Genomic DNA, 15,404 nt, shown 5'->3' with positions numbered 1-15,404 from the left:
GTGAAAAGTAAATTAAAAATACTAAGCCTAATTGCGGCAATATTTATAGGTCTAATGCCAACAAGCATGGCTGCTAGACAAAATAAGATAGTAGGGCTAGATGATAATGTAAAAGCCTATCTAATTGCCAATGAGGAAACAGGCGAAGTCTATTATGAAAAAAATGCTGATGAGTCAATGCCTATGGCATCTCTTAGCAAACTTATGACTTTTTTATTAGTAGAAGAAGCCATAGATGAAGGAAAAATTAGCCTAGATACAAAGGTTGTAGCAGATAGCGAAAGCGAAAAGCTAACTAGTTGGGAATATTCAGCTCTTGGCGTAAAAGATGGTATGACCTATACTGTCAAAGAATTAATAGAAGGTCTTATAGCCGTAAGTGGAAATGACTGTGCCTATCTTCTTGCCAATACCCTAGAAGTATCAGAGGCAGCCTTTGCTAGGAAAATGAATGAAAAGGCCAAAGAGTTAGGACTTGAAAGCCAAGTATACTACAATGCTAGCGGTATAGAAACAGAAGATGGTCTTCAAAATTCATCATCTGCAAGGGATTTATTTAAGTTAAGTGCTCATATAATCAAAACTTACCCACAAATCCTTGATTATACAGCTATCAGAGAGATAAAAAATCCTGCTAAGGACATAGATAAAAAATCAACCATACCTTTAATGGATGAAATCGAAGGGGTCGATGGTTTAAAGACAGGAACAACAGATGCGGCAGGCTTCTGCTTAGTTACAACTTGTGATATGAGCAAGCTTGATAGCAAAGATACCTTCAGGACTATCGGTGTAGTTATGGGAGCAGATCAAAAAGATACCCGTAACCTTGTAATGAGTGATTTAATCTATTATGTAAGCAAATATTATTCACAAAGGACAGTTCTTGATACAAATGTAGCAGCCGCTACAAAAAAAGATCCAACCGTAAAACAAGGATATATAGAGCTTTTCCCTAAAGAAGATATAAAAATGATAGTAAAAGAAGGCGAAAATCCAAAAGTGGTGTATAATATAAAAGACGGTATCAAAGCACCTATTAAAGAAGGTGAAGACCTAGGTGAAGTCGAGGTATCATACAAAGATGAACATGAAAAAGTAGGTCTTTATTCTAAGAAAGCTTTAGATAGGGCGACACTTTTCTCAAGAATAATCAGAACTATCAAAGATAGCTCAGATTTTCTACTAAAAACACTAATAGCAAGATAAAAGCAAATTTATTTTGCTTTTTATGTACCGGTAGCTCAGCTGGATAGAGCACTGCCCTCCTAAGGCAGGTGTCGGAGGTTCGAATCCTCTTCGGTACACCAAAAGGAAATTTTATATGCAAGATATATTTAATGAAAAAGATAAATTTTTTATGAATGAGGCCCTCTATGAGGCCAAACTTGCAAAAGCAATAGACGAGGTCCCAATAGGGGCCGTTGTTGTTTTTGAGGATAAAATTGTAGGTAGGGGCCACAATTTCACCTACAAGGGCAAATCTGCATTAAATCACGCAGAAATCTATGCCTTAAGGCAGGCAGGCGAGAAAATTGGAGATTTTAGACTTGAAGAATGTACAATCTATACGACTTTAGAACCTTGCATAATGTGCGCGGGAGCTATAATGCATTCAAGGATAAAAAGACTTGTAGTTGGTCAAACAGATCCCAAAAGAGGAGGCTTTTCAACCAATTTCATTAACCAAGACAGCCCTCATCTAAATGTGCCAGAAATTTCTTATGGGCTTATGGCAGAAGAATCGCTTGAAATCTTGCAAAGTTTTTTTAAAAAATTAAGAGAAAAAAATAAGACCGCAAAGTCTAAATCATAGGCTTTGGGTCTTTTTTAGTCCTTAATGTCAGCAATAAACTGCCAGCTTACTTGGTATTTGTCGATAAGGGTTGTAAATAATTTGTTGTTAAATTTCTGGGGCTCAAAGGTAACATTAGAGTCCTTTCTAAAATTCATATAGGCCCTGAAAAGATTATCAGAACTTGTTTCTATTACGATTCTTACGTTATTACCCTTCTGTAATACGTTATCATTGGTTACATCATAAAAATATATCCTATTATCATAAATATCTAGATATGAGTTATAAATCCTATCTTTTAAATCAGCTGGTAAATTATATTTTTGAAAATCACTATATCTGATTATATTTGCAGGAAAATCCAAGTCAAAAACTTCACAATAATATTTTAGGGCATCTACGCAAAGCCCTTTGTCAAATGCTATTCCTACCGCCATACTTATTCCTTTCTATTGTTATTAACAATTTATCGCAAGAGGATGTTTTTTTCAAGTAAGTAAAAAGCTTTTCATAATATAATTACTTCTTTATTTGCAAATAGAGTATAATAAATGCAAGAGATTTTTTAAAGAAACGATAAGGAGCATATTAATGAAAATTAGTCTTATAGATCCATTAGAAGTTAAAGAATCATACATTTTAGAGCAAAAAGAAAAAATAGAGGCCCTTGGTCATGAATTTGAATATCTTAATGAGAGTGCTAAGGATGAGGATGAAAAAATAGATAGACTCAAAGATACTGATATAGCCATAATTACAAACAAGCCTGTAAGTGGAAAGGTAATTGAGGCGACTAATCTTAAGCTTATAGATGTAGCCTTTACTGGTGTAGACCATGTAGACCTTGATGCTTGCAAGGAAAGAGGCATAAAGGTCCTAAATGCTTCAGGTTATTCTGATGATTCTGTAGCAGAGCTAGTTATAGGACTTACAATTGGTGTCTTAAGAAAATTCAACGAAAACAAGGCAAATATCTTTGAGGACACAAACAATTACCTTTTAGGCTCCCTAATAAAGGGCAAGACCTTTGGTGTAATTGGTACAGGAAATATAGGCAAAAAACTTATCGAAATCTTACAAGTATTTGGCTGCAAGATAATAGCTTATTCTAGAACAGAAAAAGAAGAAATCAAAGCAGTTGGTGTAGAATACGTTGACCTAAAGACCCTATTAAAGGAAGCTGATATAGTTTCTCTTCATATACCAAATAATAAAGAAACCAAACATTTCCTTGGTAAAGAAGAGCTTGACCTAATGAAAGATAAGGCTGTACTAATAAATTGTGCAAGGGGAGCTGTTGTAGACAACGACTACCTAGCCAAGTTATTAAATGAAGATAAGCTCCGCGCAGGTATAGATGTTTTTGATATGGAACCACCACTTCCAAAAGACTACCCACTTAGAAATGCCAAAAATGTTCTTTTGACAAATCATGTTGCCTTCTATACCCAAGAAGCCATGCAAATAAGGGCGGAAATTGTCTTTGACAACTTATATTCATACCTAGAAGGGACAATCAAAAACGAGATTAAACTATGATTAAACCTAAAATCTTAGCTGTTGCAGGCGGATCTGCCAGTGGTAAATCTTCGATAGTAAAGCTTTTAGCCAAAGAATTTGAAAGTGATCTTGTAGTAATTGGCCATGATAATTATTATAAGGCCCATGATGACTTGGCCTTTGAAGATAGGGTTGGCCTAAATTACGACCACCCTAAGGCTTTTGACAATGATTTATTTTATGATGATTTAAATAAATTATTAGAAGGAAATGAAATCGAAATGCCTATTTATGACTACACTATCCACACAAGAAGCAAGGAAACAAAAAAAATTAGCCCTAAAAAGATTATATTAATTGAAGGTATTCTGGTTCTCTATGATAAAAAAATTAGGGAAATCACAGATACCAAGGTCTTTGTGGATGCTGATAGTGATGTTAGGCTAAAAAGAAGGATTTTAAGAGATACTAAGGAGAGGGGCAGGTCTATAGAGTCGTGCCTAACCCAGTATATAGAGCAAGTAAAACCTATGCATGAAAAATATGTTGAGCCGAGCAAAAAATATGCAGACATAATTATTCCAAGAGGAGCAAAAAACACCAAGGGAATCGAGATATTATCCAAGCATATAGAAAATTTAATAGGAAATACTCATGAAAGTTAATATATTATCGACAGACTATGACAAAATAAAAGATTATATTGATGGTAACTCAAGTATTGGCCACAAGATTTGGGGACCAATCAAAAAAGGTGATGGTTACGAATTTAGGGTCTATGCACCAAATGCCGATAAGGTATATATCAAGGGGGACTTCACAGCTTGGGATATAAGAGAGCTTAGCAAAAATGCCCAATACGGATATTTCTTTGGCTATTTTGATGCAAAAGTAAATGATTATTACAAATATGTTGTAGTAAAAGATGGCAATTGGGTAGAAAAGACAGATCCCTTTGCCCATGCTATGGATGGTGAGGGAGATTTTGCCTCAAAAATCGTAGAAGATGACTATGTTTTTAATGATGCAGAATACCTAAAAACTAGGGATAAGAGATACGATAAGCCACTAAATATCTACGAGCTACACGTATCTTCATTTTTAAGATTTACAAACCAAGTAAATTTCTTAGACATAGTTGATAGGCTTATTGCCTATATCAAAGAGATGAATTATACCCATGTAGAGATAATGCCAGTTACGGAATATCCATTTTATCCATCTTGGGGCTATCAATCAACAGGATTTTTTGCAATTAGTCACAGGTATGGAAGCGTAAGAGACTTTAAAAAATTCGTAGACCTTTTACATCAAAATAATATTGGGGTAATATTAGATGTTGTAGCTGTTCATTATGCATCAGATTATTATGGTCTAGATCATTTTGATGGTACAGCCATGTATGAATCAGAATATATGGATTTAAAATATTCTGAATGGGGATCAAATAACTTTGACTACTCAAAGGGACATGTCAGAAGTTTTATGAAATCATCCATGATCTATCTTATAGAAGAATTTCACCTAGATGGGATAAGGATAGATGCTGTATCTTATATGGTATTTTATAATGGCAATTCTGACAGAGGGGTCCACGAGGATAATATATTCTTTATTAAGAATCTAAACGAAACCTTAGAAAAAACACATCCAGATGTAATGAGAATTGCAGAAGATTCCTCAAATTATCCAAAGGTAACCCATCCTGTAAGCGAAGGTGGTCTTGGATTTGATTATAAGTGGGATATGGGCTGGATGAATGACACCCTTAGATATTTTAAGGTTGATTCATATAATCGTAGGGACTATCAAGGGAATATCACATTTTCCATGTATTATTTCCCAAATGAGAGGTTCTTATTGCCACTTAGCCATGATGAGGTAGTTCACCTTAAAAAATCTATGGTTGATAAGATGGCAGGTTCTTATGAAGATAAGTTTAAGCAATTAAAAGTCCTTATGGCTTATCAAATGACCCATCCTGGCAAATTTTTAAACTTCATGGGCAATGAAATTGCAACTTTTGAAGAGTGGAATGAAAATGTAGGGATTAGATGGGAATATCTAGACTATCCAATACACAGAGATTATCACAATTTTATAAAGGATTTAAACAAACTTTACCTAGATGAGAAGGCCTTTTATAAATATGATTATGAAGAAGAAGGCTTTATGTGGAAGGTAGTAGATGATAATACCAACTCTGTATTTTCCTATGAGAGAAGGGCAGATGAGGATAGGTTCTTAGTTGTCCTAAATATGACAGGTGTCTATCACGGAGGATATGAAATACCTTATGATGAAGACTTGATATTTGAGGAAGTTTTAAATTCTAGATCAAGCAAATATGGCGACTACAGATACGAACAAAGAAAGATAGAAGTTAAGAAAGGAAACAATCTTAAAATAGAGCTTTGGGAATATGAAGTAGCTATTTTTAAGATAAGAGAAGTATGAAAAATAGAAAACCAATCAACCTATCTTGGTTAGTAGAAAAATGGACCTTGATAGATGAAGACTCATATCTAAAAAATATGTGGTTAAACACAGAATCTCTTGATTTTATTAGGATAAATCAAGAAATTCAAACAAGAGAGGATATAGTAAAATCCTATATTGACATAGACGATGATGTAGAGCATTATATATTGATGCCGGGCAAGGATGAGATAGATGGATCAGACATAAGAGATGCCTTTATTTCAAGCCTAGGTAAAAGAGATAGGGATGCCTTCATAGATAATGCAGAATTTATTGCACCAGAAGCTGAGTTTTTGGACACAGTATATGAACTAGGCTTAGAATCTGAATGGAATGAATTTAGAGATAAGGTAGCAGCTGATGTCCTCTTAAATTGGGCGGAAGAAGAGGGTCTATCAATAAATAAAGACATGGAGACAATCAACATAAATAAAATATTATGAGAAAATATATAGGACTATTAGCACTAGCTCTGACACTAACAGCTTGTGCCAATAATAAGGAAAATACAAAAGAAATAAAGCCAAAGCTTACAGCTGTAGAAGATGATTCTACAAATGATGAAAATTCTACTAGCAAGGAAGAAGTAGGCCAAGAAGAGAATAAGAAAGAAAGTAAAGAAGAAGCTAAGGAAAGATCTATAGATGGAAAACTTGTAAAAAATCAAATAAATATATATGATTATTTTGACACAATTACAAGCTTCATAGCCTATACAGAAAGTGATGAAGAATTTGATAGATTAGTAGGAATTCTAGAAGAAGAATTAAGTATATATCACAAACTTTATAATTCTTACGATGAGTTTGAAGGAGTAAACAACTTCTATACAATAAATCAAAATGCTGGTATAAAGCCAGTTAAGGTCGATAAAGCAATTATAGACTTAACAAAATATTCTAAAGAAATGTATAAGCTTACAGATGGCAAGATAGATATAGCCATGGGATCACTTTTAGGTTTGTGGCATGATTTTAGAGAAATGTCAATAAATAATCCTGACAAGGCAGCAATCCCAGCAGAAGAAGACCTGGTAAAGGCAAGCAAGCATAAGGATATAGATGCTATAGAAATTGATGAGGAAAACTCTACAGTATATATAAATGATAAGGATGTTAAAATAGATATCGGAGCCATTGGTAAGGGTTATGCCACAAAAATCATTGGTGAAAAACTAAAGGAATCCGGCCTAAAACATGGTATCTTATCAGTAGGTGGGGATGATATGCTAATTGGAGATAATCCAGGAGCTGAAAATTCTTATTATAAGATAGCAATCCAAAACCCGGACCTAGAAGATAAGGATAATCCTTACTCTGCAGTAGTTAGCCTTAAAAATACATCTGTAGTAACAAGTGGTGATTATCAAAGATATTTTGTAGTAGATGGTAAAAGATACCACCATATCATAGATCCATCTACCTTGTATCCATCTACAAATTGGACCTCAGTATCAGTAATTTTAGATGATATAGCTCTTGCAGATACCATATCCACATATCTTTTCATACTTGATTATGAAAATGGTTTAAAATTTGCAAAAGAGAATAATTGCGAGGTAATGTGGATTGACCATGAAGGAAATCAATTTAAGACAGAAGGATGGCCTGAAAGCTAAGCTAGACCTAGACAATTTTAGATTTTGAAGTTTAATATTGAGAGATTTCAAAATTTGAGGATAAAAGTGAAAAAAATTAATGAAGATTTAATATATCAAAAACTGAATAATAAAAAAATCAGCCTATTTTTCAAAAGGCTCTTTGATATTTTAATTTCACTACTAGTGATAATTCTAATCTTGATACCGGTGGGAATAATTGCCCTAGCTATCAAGTTAGACTCTAAAGGCCCTGTATTTTATAGGCAGGAAAGACTTGGCAAGGACAAAAAGCCATTTTACATTATCAAATTTAGGACCATGATGGTTGGTGCAGACAAAAATCTTGACAACCTCACAGTCAAAAATGACCCGCGTATCACAAGGGTGGGTGGATTCTTAAGAAAATGGAAGATAGATGAATTGCCACAGTTTTTTAATGTACTAGCAGGAGATATGTCCTTAGTTGGACCAAGGCCTGAGACACCAAAGATGGTAGGTCTCTACGATAATTATTATGATGTAATCTTTGCCGTAAGACCTGGAATTACAGACTACGCCTCTATAGAATTTAGAAACGAAAGTGACTACTATAATTCCATAGAAGCTAGCGAGAAAATTTATTTAGAAAAGATTTTGCCTATAAAAATTGACCTAAAATTAAAATATATAGAAAATCTTTCAATCAAAAATGATATCTTAATCTTGCTAAACACTGCAAAAACAATAATAACAGAATAGGGCGTAAAATTTTTACGTCTTATTTTTTTTTGAGAAAAACTTGGTATAATCATTAAGTAATAAATGGAGGTAAGGATGAAATTAGCTTTTGATAACGATAAATATATAAAAGAACAATCAGAAAAAATTCTTGAAAGAATCAGCCACTTTGACAAGCTCTACCTAGAATTTGGAGGCAAGCTCTTTGATGATGCTCATGCTTCTAGGGTATTGCCAGGATTTTTGCCTGATAGTAAACTACGAATGCTTCTAAATATTAAAGATAAGACAGAAATAATCATAACAATAAATGCCAAAGACATAGAAAGCTCAAAGATTAGGGGAGATAACGGTATCTCTTATGATACAGAGGCAATAAGGCTTAAAAGTGCCCTCGAAGATTTTGGATTTTTGGTATCTGCCATTGTGATTACCCAATATGAAGAACAAGAAAAGGCCAAGAAATACATTAAATACCTTGATAACTTAGGTATTAAAAATTATAAAACTTATGATATAAAAGGCTATCCAAATGATTTGGCCACAATTATATCAGAAGATGGTTTTGGTAAAAATGACCATGTCGAAACCAAAAGACCCCTAGTAGTAGTTACTGGTCCTGGTCCTGGTTCAGGAAAGATGGCAACCTGCTTATCACAAATGTATCTTGACCATGAAAAGGGAGTAAATGCTGCCTATGCTAAATTTGAGACCTTCCCAATCTGGAATTTGCCTTTAAAACATCCAGTAAATATGGCCTACGAAGCAGCAACAGCAGACCTTGATGATATAAATATGATAGATCCTTACCATCTTGAGGCCTATGGCATATCAGCCGTATCCTACAATAGGGATGTAGAGGCTTTCCCAATCTTAAAAAAGATGTTTGAAAAGATAATGGGATCATCACCATACAAATCTCCAACAGATATGGGAGTAAATAGGGTAGGCTTTTGCATAGTAGATGAAAATGAGGCAAGTGAAGCTTCTAAGGAAGAAATTATCAGAAGATACTACAATACCCTGGTTGATTACAGACTAGCCAAGGTCCCTGTCCATACTTTAGAAAAGATTCAAATGTTAATGAGCCAGATGGAGATAGGTCCAGATGATAGGGAAGTAGCCCTAGCCGCAAGAGACAGAGCGAAAAGAGCAGGAAGTGATGCTTTTGCTATTGAACTAGAAGATGGCAATATAATCACAGGCAAGAAATCAAACCTTCTTTCAGCTCCAGCAGCATGCATCTTAAATGCCCTCAAAAAGCTTGGAGGCCTTGATGATGAAATCTTACTTATCTCTCCTCATATAATAGAACCAGTATCAAGTCTAAAGACAAAAGAGCTAGGTAGTGATGAGACAAGTCTTTCTGTAAATGAAATGCTAATAGCTCTTTCAATCTCAGCGACAACTAACCCTTTAACCCACATGGCAATTAAGCAAATTGGTAAACTTAAGGGACTAGATGCCCATTCAACAGTTATTCTAAATGATTCACAAAAATCTATGCTTAGAAAACTAGGCCTAAATTTCACTCAAGACCCAGATTTTTCAGAAGAAGATTACAGATAAAAATAACTCCTAAGGGATCCTTAGGAGTCTTTTTTTCTTTCGAAATCATCGTATTCTATATAGTTGAAATAATAATCTACATCATTATCTTGATCATTTTGGTATATCTTTGCCATATCCTCACTCATTTCACCAATCATATCAGTGATAAATTTACGGAGAGATCTTTGGCCAAACATCATATTACTTACATCCATCTTGACCTTCCTTATAGAATGGGAGTGGGCAATTTTTTTGGCAAGGTCTACACCATTTATGTGTGCTTTTTTTGTGATAAATCTTGAGAAGAAATCTAGGAAATCTCTTAGATTATTAACCTTTGACCTCATGTGTTTATAAAAAATATTGGATGTGATTCCTTCAGTTTGGATTAGAGTATCGTAGAATTTATCCTTAGATCCATCAATCTCAAAAACTATATGGCTTGTAACATAGTCAAAGGCTTCGTTTATCTCATCTGCCGCATAATCAATTAGTTCATTGATAATATTGTAAGACTTATCATTAAGCCTAGCTATCATGGCATCCACATAGTCAGGCCTATCATTATTTGTAGAACGATATTGGTAGATGTAGTTGGCAAAATCATAGAAGGTGTGGCCCTTGCTATCTATAGGCATTTTAAATTCTTTTGTTAAGATTTTTTCTATAAAATAAATAAGAAGGGGTGGATAGAGGATTTTCTTATCTATCTGTTTAAAAATCTCATCCAGGGCTAGTTCTATATTATCGGATTTTATGTGAATCCTATTGCCAATGGCCTTTATTAAAATTTTGTGCTTGCCATTTTTTTCTATTAGTTCGATTTTGCCCACAAAAGGCTTTCTCATTGGGAAAAAGCGGCTTATTTTTGGAAATACATAGGCATCCATATAATTATTATAGGGAAGCTTGATATCTAAATTGGAATTTATTTGCTTGATTATTTCCTTTTTTATATCTAGGTCCTCAAGCTTTGGATTGTTGGCCTGGATTCTTATATAATTTGATATTACTTCCTTTAGGGACAATTGATTTTCGAGAGTGTAGATTGTGGCATCATCTACAAATTTTTTCTCATTCTTTTCATCTACAAAGGAAAAATCCCTAATAAGTTCAGTCTTCACAGAAATTTCAAAACCGTGGCTTTCGCCAGTTTTGTTTATTATCTTTAGGTGTCTGATTGGTAGGGGATAGGTAATGGTTGATCCTGTTTGTATATTGTAGATAAGGCTTCCCTCTTCTGTGGTAAACTTAGCTGTACCATTTTCGTGTAAGTGGCCGGTGAAGATGAATTTTATACCATTATCAGCTAAGACTTCTATAGGAGTTTTATTATTTAATCTAGGGTCTCTATCTTCTATCTTAGTCTTGTATTCTTTGATTATAAATGGAGAAAATACTAGCTCTTGGTTTCTAAAATTAGGGATAAAGGCGTGGTGACTTACAGCTATAACCATATCCTTGCGGGCCTTGGCTTCATCAATCTTATCGGCAATCCACCTTAGTTGTTCTTTTGAGATAGATCCTACTACATTGCAGATCCCATCCCTGTGTTTTTGTTCCTTATCTGCTGCATAAATTGAGCTATCAATCATGATGATAGTTAGGCCATTTTCGTATTTAAAATCTTTTTTAACCCTTGCAACGTATGAGAGATAGCCATTTGCATAGTAGGAATATTTTTCATCCCTCTTATATTTTTCATTGACATCTGCCAGATAGGCTTTAAAAATTGGGCTATCCTTATAGAATTCTAATATAGAATCATCTTCATAGATAGATTTATAAATTTCTTCAAAGTCTCTTGGACTAGTCATTTGGGCAGGGCCATCATTTTTATAATCGTAGGCCTTTTTGGAATTTATGTCGTGGTTACCTGGTATTATAAAGGCCTTGCGATCTTTGTCTTTGTTTTTCCACTTATCAATAAGACTAGCAGCCTTCTTGTGGCTTACATACTCTCCTTCCTTGGTCAAATCTCCAGAAAGGATGAGAAAGTTGCTAGCAGCTTTATCTACCAGCTCCAGGGATTTTTTAAATAAATATTCGCTTTCTACAACTAATTTTCTCTCTATTTTTAATTCTTTTCTTAAGTTTTCAGTATCTGCAATCAAACTTTGATCTAGAACGTGAGGATCAGAAATGATTGATAGATCATAGTCTTTTATATTTGAATTTAGCATCCTTTACTCCTCTTATTGTTCCTTTATTATACCTGTTTAGGCCTAGAATAAAATGTATTTTAGCTTTATAAAAAACTTTCTTGTATATTGTAACAAAATAGTTTATAATAATATTAAGAAGTATTATTTGAAATTATGAAAGGAGCCCATATGTTTAAGAAAATTGCAAAGGTTTTTATAGCTTCAGGCCTTCTGCTTGCCCTTAGTGCATGTTCACAAGATAAAGAAATAAAAACAGCAGAAGATTACAAAGATACATATCCAGGCGTTTTTGCCACATATAAGGCCAATGCAGATATGAGCGAAACAAAATTTGGTGGTTCTGTCCAAGTTGACTATCTAGAAGCTCATCCTAATCTTAGAGAATTTTATGATGGTTATGACTTTGCCAAACAATACGACAGGGCAAGGGGCCATACATATGCTCTAGAAGATGCCATAAATACCGAAAGACCTAAGCCAGGTGCATCTTGTCTTGCTTGTAAGAGTGCTGACTTTGTAGCTGCCCTTGAAAAAGATGGCATAGATGTAAATAGCATGGATTTTGATCAGTTTGTTAAAGACCATCCTGGAATGCAGACTATTTCTTGCTATGATTGCCATATGGATGATATCGGTACAGTCCAGGTAACAAGAGAACACTTTAGAAAACAAATTGATGAAGGTAGGGTCAATTCTAACAATGCCAAGGTTGATAGCCTATCTTGTGCCCAATGTCACGTAGAGTATTATCTAGATCCAGAAACTAAAGAGGTAATCTTACCTTATAAGTACGGTTTTGAAACTGATGATATGCTAAAATATTACGATGAAATTGACTTTAAGGATTGGGAACACCCAGCTACAGGCACAGGACTACTTAAGGCCCAACACCCTGAGTTTGAAACCTTTATGGGATCAGTCCACGATGCTGCAGGACTTTCTTGTATAGATTGTCACATGCCAATAGTAGAAGATGAAAAGGGCAATAAATTTAAATCTCACCACTGGACAAGTCCACTTAAATCCAAAGAGACAATCAAGAATTCTTGCCTATCTTGCCACGCTGGTAAGAGTGAAGATGATATGATTGCTTGGGTTGAAGAAGTTCAGCAAGGTGTATATGATAGGACAAATGAAGTAAGCGATAAGCTTAAAAAATTCATCGACCTATTTGCAAGCCATGTCGAAAAAGGCGACTTATCAAAAGAAGATAAGGATAAACTACACGAGATTCACAGACACGCTCAGTTTAAATGGGATTTTGTTTGGGTAGAAAATGGTGAAGGCTTCCATAACTCAAATAAAGCTCATAAAAACTTAGATGAAGCCGAAGCTCTAGTAGACCAAGGCATGGAAATTTTAAGTAAATATGAATAAAAGTAATGGACTCCCACAGAGTCCTTTTACTTTGAGGATAAAAAATGAAAAAAATTATAAAAAAAATTATAAAAAGTTTCTATTCCATGAGGACTGGGATTATTTTACTAATAATAATAGCCCTGACATCTATTATTGGGACCCTAATTCCTCAAGGAAATGATCCAAGATTCTACCTTGAAGCCTATCCATCTTTTGGGAAAATCATAATTTTATGTGATTTTGACAAGGTTTACTCGTCTTGGTGGTATATTTTATTAACCCTTCTTTTGCTGGTAAATTTATTATTTTGTAGCATAAACCGTTTTAAGATAATTTTTGAAAAATCCTTTAAAGATCCAGATATAAAAGAAAGGCTAAAGAATTATCAAGATTTTGAAAAGATAAAAAAAGATTCTGATATTTTTGAAATCTTAAAGGTCAAAAGCCCAAAAGAAACTGAAATCGATGGGAAAAAAGTTTATTATAAGTTTGATGGCAAGATAGGACATTTGGGCTCATGGCTTACCCACCTATCGATAATCATAATTATTCTAGCCTTCGCCTTTGGTCGCTACAAGGGCTTTGATGAATTTGTACATGGAGTACCTGGAAGTATCCTAGATCTTCAAAATTCTGATAAAAAGATTAAAATTAACCAATACGATGTGCTATTTAGGGAAGATTATACAGTTGACCAATATATAACAAGTTTAGAAGTCCTTGATAAGGATAATAAAAAACTTGATGAGGGCCTCACCATGGTAAATAAGCCTTTTAGGTTTGATGGATTCAATATCTACCAAAATTCAACAGGCTGGGCCTATGAGGCAAAATTATTTAAGGATAAAAAGTTTTTTGAAGAAAAACTTATGTATAAGGGTGACTTCTTTATAGCTGATAATAAAAAAATCGCCCTACAATTTGTAGATTTTTATCCAGACTTTGATGAAACTAATATGATGAAACCTAGGACCAAGTCACCATTTCTACATCATCCTGTAGCCCTTTATGCTCTTTTCTATGATGGGGAAAGGGTAGATATGGGCCTTAATCACCCGGGAGAGCCTATCAAATGGGAAGAGTATAGCTTTGTGATTGATAACCCTCAGATGTTTACCCTCTTGCAAGTGGCCCATGACCCAGGTAAAAATATTGCCCTCATAGGAGCAGGCTTACTAATGGTTGGACTCTTCCTATCCTTCTACATCAATCCAAGGGATTTTATCCTGGTAGAAGATGACGACTTTTCTTATCTATTTGTAAAATATGCCAAAAAAGATAAGATATCTAAGGAAAAATTAGAAAAAATTATTGGAGAAGAAAGATATGATTAATTTATTAAATGTAGAAAATTTACTTTTCTACCTAGCCTTGTTTGGCTATTTGATTGCCATGTTTCTATTTATAATATTATTTGTAAATAAGACAGAAAAATGGGGGATAATAGGCAAAAACATCATGATGGTCGCCTTTATATCCCACACCCTTGCTATAATTGCAAGAACTATAAATGCTGGAAGGCTCCCACTTTCAAACCAATACGAATTTGCAAGCGCCTTTGCCTGGGGAATAGCCCTTTGCTATTTAATTTTTGAAAAGAAGTATAAACTTCTAGCTATGGGTACCTTTGTTAGTCCGATTCTATTTTTAATAATCGGCTATGCAGCTATGAGAGATAAGACAATCAGACCTCTAATGCCAGCCCTTGATAGCAAGTGGCTTGCAATCCATGTTACTCTTGCAATTCTTTCCTACGGTGCCTTTGCTGTTGCAGCTGGTATTTCTGCTATGTATCTTTTAAGAGATAAATTCTCAGATAATGCCTTTAATAAAGGCATAGCTGAAAAGGAAAAGCTAGATGAGATTGCCTACAGGATTATTGCTTTTGGTTTTATCTTTTTGAGTATGGTTATGATTACTGGTGCCATCTGGGCAGAATCAGCCTGGGGTAGGTATTGGGCCTGGGATCCTAAGGAAACTTGGTCCTTCATCACATGGATAATCTATGCCATCTATCTACATCTAAGAAGGTCAAGAGGCTGGCAAGGAAAAAGAGCAGCTATCTTTGCTATAGTTGGCTTTATATGTGTAGTTTTCACCTATATTGGCGTAAATACCTTTATTCCATCCCTACATTCCTACGCTTAGAAAAAAATAAATAACTTTAAAAATCGGCTAGACTTTGTCAATATTTTTAATATATATTGGCAAGTCTAGCCTTTATAAATATTGT

General features: G+C 34.4%; 14 protein-coding genes and 1 tRNA gene. 13 read left to right on the top strand and 2 right to left on the bottom strand.

The window, feature by feature from the left end:
* The 3 genes from NH288_RS02765 (at position 1) to NH288_RS02755 (ending at position 1,816) form a co-directional block, all read left to right on the top strand.
* On the top strand, positions 1-1,209 hold the full coding sequence (locus NH288_RS02765; protein WP_265212916.1) for a D-alanyl-D-alanine carboxypeptidase family protein: 1,209 nt from the start codon (positions 1-3) through the stop codon (positions 1,207-1,209).
* Between the two features lie 24 nt (positions 1,210-1,233).
* Positions 1,234-1,310 (top strand) — tRNA-Arg (locus tag NH288_RS02760).
* Positions 1,311-1,324: 14 nt separating this feature from the next.
* Positions 1,325-1,816, top strand: coding sequence for a nucleoside deaminase (locus tag NH288_RS02755; protein WP_265212914.1), 492 nt, complete (start codon positions 1,325-1,327; stop codon positions 1,814-1,816).
* A 14-nt stretch (positions 1,817-1,830) separates the two neighbouring features.
* Here the strand turns inward: NH288_RS02755 and NH288_RS02750 are convergent, their stop codons facing one another.
* Positions 1,831-2,235, bottom strand: coding sequence for a hypothetical protein (locus NH288_RS02750; RefSeq protein ID WP_265212913.1), 405 nt, complete (start codon positions 2,233-2,235; stop codon positions 1,831-1,833).
* A 154-nt stretch (positions 2,236-2,389) separates the two neighbouring features.
* Between NH288_RS02750 and NH288_RS02745 the strand changes: the two genes are divergently transcribed.
* The 7 genes from NH288_RS02745 (at position 2,390) to NH288_RS02715 (ending at position 9,665) form a co-directional block, all read left to right on the top strand.
* On the top strand, positions 2,390-3,337 hold the full coding sequence (locus NH288_RS02745) for an NAD(P)-dependent oxidoreductase (RefSeq protein WP_265212911.1): 948 nt from the start codon (positions 2,390-2,392) through the stop codon (positions 3,335-3,337).
* Complete coding sequence (gene udk / locus NH288_RS02740) at positions 3,334-3,963, top strand: uridine kinase (RefSeq protein WP_265212910.1); 630 nt, start codon at positions 3,334-3,336, stop codon at positions 3,961-3,963. The genes NH288_RS02745 and udk overlap by 4 nt, the downstream gene beginning before the upstream one ends.
* Positions 3,953-5,755 carry a 1,4-alpha-glucan branching protein GlgB gene (gene glgB, locus NH288_RS02735; protein WP_265212909.1) on the top strand — a complete coding sequence of 601 codons (1,803 nt, stop codon included), beginning with the start codon at positions 3,953-3,955 and terminating at the stop codon, positions 5,753-5,755. Before udk ends, glgB begins: the two co-directional genes overlap by 11 nt.
* Complete coding sequence (locus tag NH288_RS02730; RefSeq protein WP_265212907.1) at positions 5,752-6,222, top strand: acyl carrier protein; 471 nt, start codon at positions 5,752-5,754, stop codon at positions 6,220-6,222. The genes glgB and NH288_RS02730 overlap by 4 nt, the downstream gene beginning before the upstream one ends.
* Positions 6,219-7,397, top strand: coding sequence for an FAD:protein FMN transferase (locus tag NH288_RS02725; RefSeq protein ID WP_265212905.1), 1,179 nt, complete (start codon positions 6,219-6,221; stop codon positions 7,395-7,397). Before NH288_RS02730 ends, NH288_RS02725 begins: the two co-directional genes overlap by 4 nt.
* Positions 7,398-7,463: 66 nt before the next feature.
* On the top strand, positions 7,464-8,117 hold the full coding sequence (locus NH288_RS02720) for a sugar transferase (RefSeq protein ID WP_106460727.1): 654 nt from the start codon (positions 7,464-7,466) through the stop codon (positions 8,115-8,117).
* A 75-nt stretch (positions 8,118-8,192) separates the two neighbouring features.
* A complete protein-coding gene (locus NH288_RS02715) occupies positions 8,193-9,665 on the top strand; it encodes a DUF1846 domain-containing protein (RefSeq protein ID WP_265212902.1) in 1,473 nt (490 codons plus the stop codon).
* Positions 9,666-9,685: 20 nt separating this feature from the next.
* On the opposite strand, the gene NH288_RS02710 is transcribed toward NH288_RS02715, so the two are convergent.
* Complete coding sequence (locus tag NH288_RS02710) at positions 9,686-11,830, bottom strand: metallophosphoesterase family protein (RefSeq protein WP_265212901.1); 2,145 nt, start codon at positions 11,828-11,830, stop codon at positions 9,686-9,688.
* Between the two features lie 150 nt (positions 11,831-11,980).
* On the opposite strand from NH288_RS02710, the gene NH288_RS02705 reads away from it, so the two are divergent.
* The 3 genes from NH288_RS02705 to ccsB are packed head-to-tail and all read left to right on the top strand — an operon-like array spanning position 11,981 to position 15,319.
* Positions 11,981-13,189 (top strand): ammonia-forming cytochrome c nitrite reductase subunit c552, encoded by a 1,209-nt coding sequence (locus NH288_RS02705; RefSeq protein ID WP_265212900.1) that lies wholly within the window; start codon positions 11,981-11,983, stop codon positions 13,187-13,189.
* A gap of 44 nt (positions 13,190-13,233) precedes the next feature.
* Positions 13,234-14,505 carry a cytochrome c biogenesis protein ResB gene (locus NH288_RS02700; protein ID WP_265212899.1) on the top strand — a complete coding sequence of 424 codons (1,272 nt, stop codon included), beginning with the start codon at positions 13,234-13,236 and terminating at the stop codon, positions 14,503-14,505.
* Positions 14,498-15,319, top strand: coding sequence for a c-type cytochrome biogenesis protein CcsB (ccsB, locus tag NH288_RS02695; protein ID WP_265212898.1), 822 nt, complete (start codon positions 14,498-14,500; stop codon positions 15,317-15,319). Before NH288_RS02700 ends, ccsB begins: the two co-directional genes overlap by 8 nt.
* The last annotated feature ends 85 nt before the right edge of the window (positions 15,320-15,404 follow it).

Source organism: Anaerococcus sp. NML200537, assembly GCF_026131715.1.
Classification (GTDB): domain Bacteria; phylum Bacillota; class Clostridia; order Tissierellales; family Peptoniphilaceae; genus Anaerococcus; species Anaerococcus kampingae.
This window is presented reverse-complemented; position numbering and strand designations above follow the sequence as displayed.

Bases quoted from the DNA above. Each gene is read 5' to 3' on its own strand.
- glgB (WP_265212909.1), top strand. From the start codon at position 3,953: ATGAAAGTTAATATATTATCGACAGACTATGACAAAATAAAAGATTAT.
- NH288_RS02745 (WP_265212911.1), top strand. From the start codon at position 2,390: ATGAAAATTAGTCTTATAGATCCATTAGAAGTTAAAGAATCATACATT.
- NH288_RS02715 (WP_265212902.1), top strand. From the start codon at position 8,193: ATGAAATTAGCTTTTGATAACGATAAATATATAAAAGAACAATCAGAA.
- NH288_RS02725 (WP_265212905.1), top strand. From the start codon at position 6,219: ATGAGAAAATATATAGGACTATTAGCACTAGCTCTGACACTAACAGCT.
- NH288_RS02755 (WP_265212914.1), top strand. From the start codon at position 1,325: ATGCAAGATATATTTAATGAAAAAGATAAATTTTTTATGAATGAGGCC.
- NH288_RS02750 (WP_265212913.1), bottom strand. From the start codon at position 2,235: ATGGCGGTAGGAATAGCATTTGACAAAGGGCTTTGCGTAGATGCCCTA.
- NH288_RS02705 (WP_265212900.1), top strand. From the start codon at position 11,981: ATGTTTAAGAAAATTGCAAAGGTTTTTATAGCTTCAGGCCTTCTGCTT.
- ccsB (WP_265212898.1), top strand. From the start codon at position 14,498: ATGATTAATTTATTAAATGTAGAAAATTTACTTTTCTACCTAGCCTTG.
- udk (WP_265212910.1), top strand. From the start codon at position 3,334: ATGATTAAACCTAAAATCTTAGCTGTTGCAGGCGGATCTGCCAGTGGT.
- NH288_RS02730 (WP_265212907.1), top strand. From the start codon at position 5,752: ATGAAAAATAGAAAACCAATCAACCTATCTTGGTTAGTAGAAAAATGG.
- NH288_RS02710 (WP_265212901.1), bottom strand. From the start codon at position 11,830: ATGCTAAATTCAAATATAAAAGACTATGATCTATCAATCATTTCTGAT.
- NH288_RS02700 (WP_265212899.1), top strand. From the start codon at position 13,234: ATGAAAAAAATTATAAAAAAAATTATAAAAAGTTTCTATTCCATGAGG.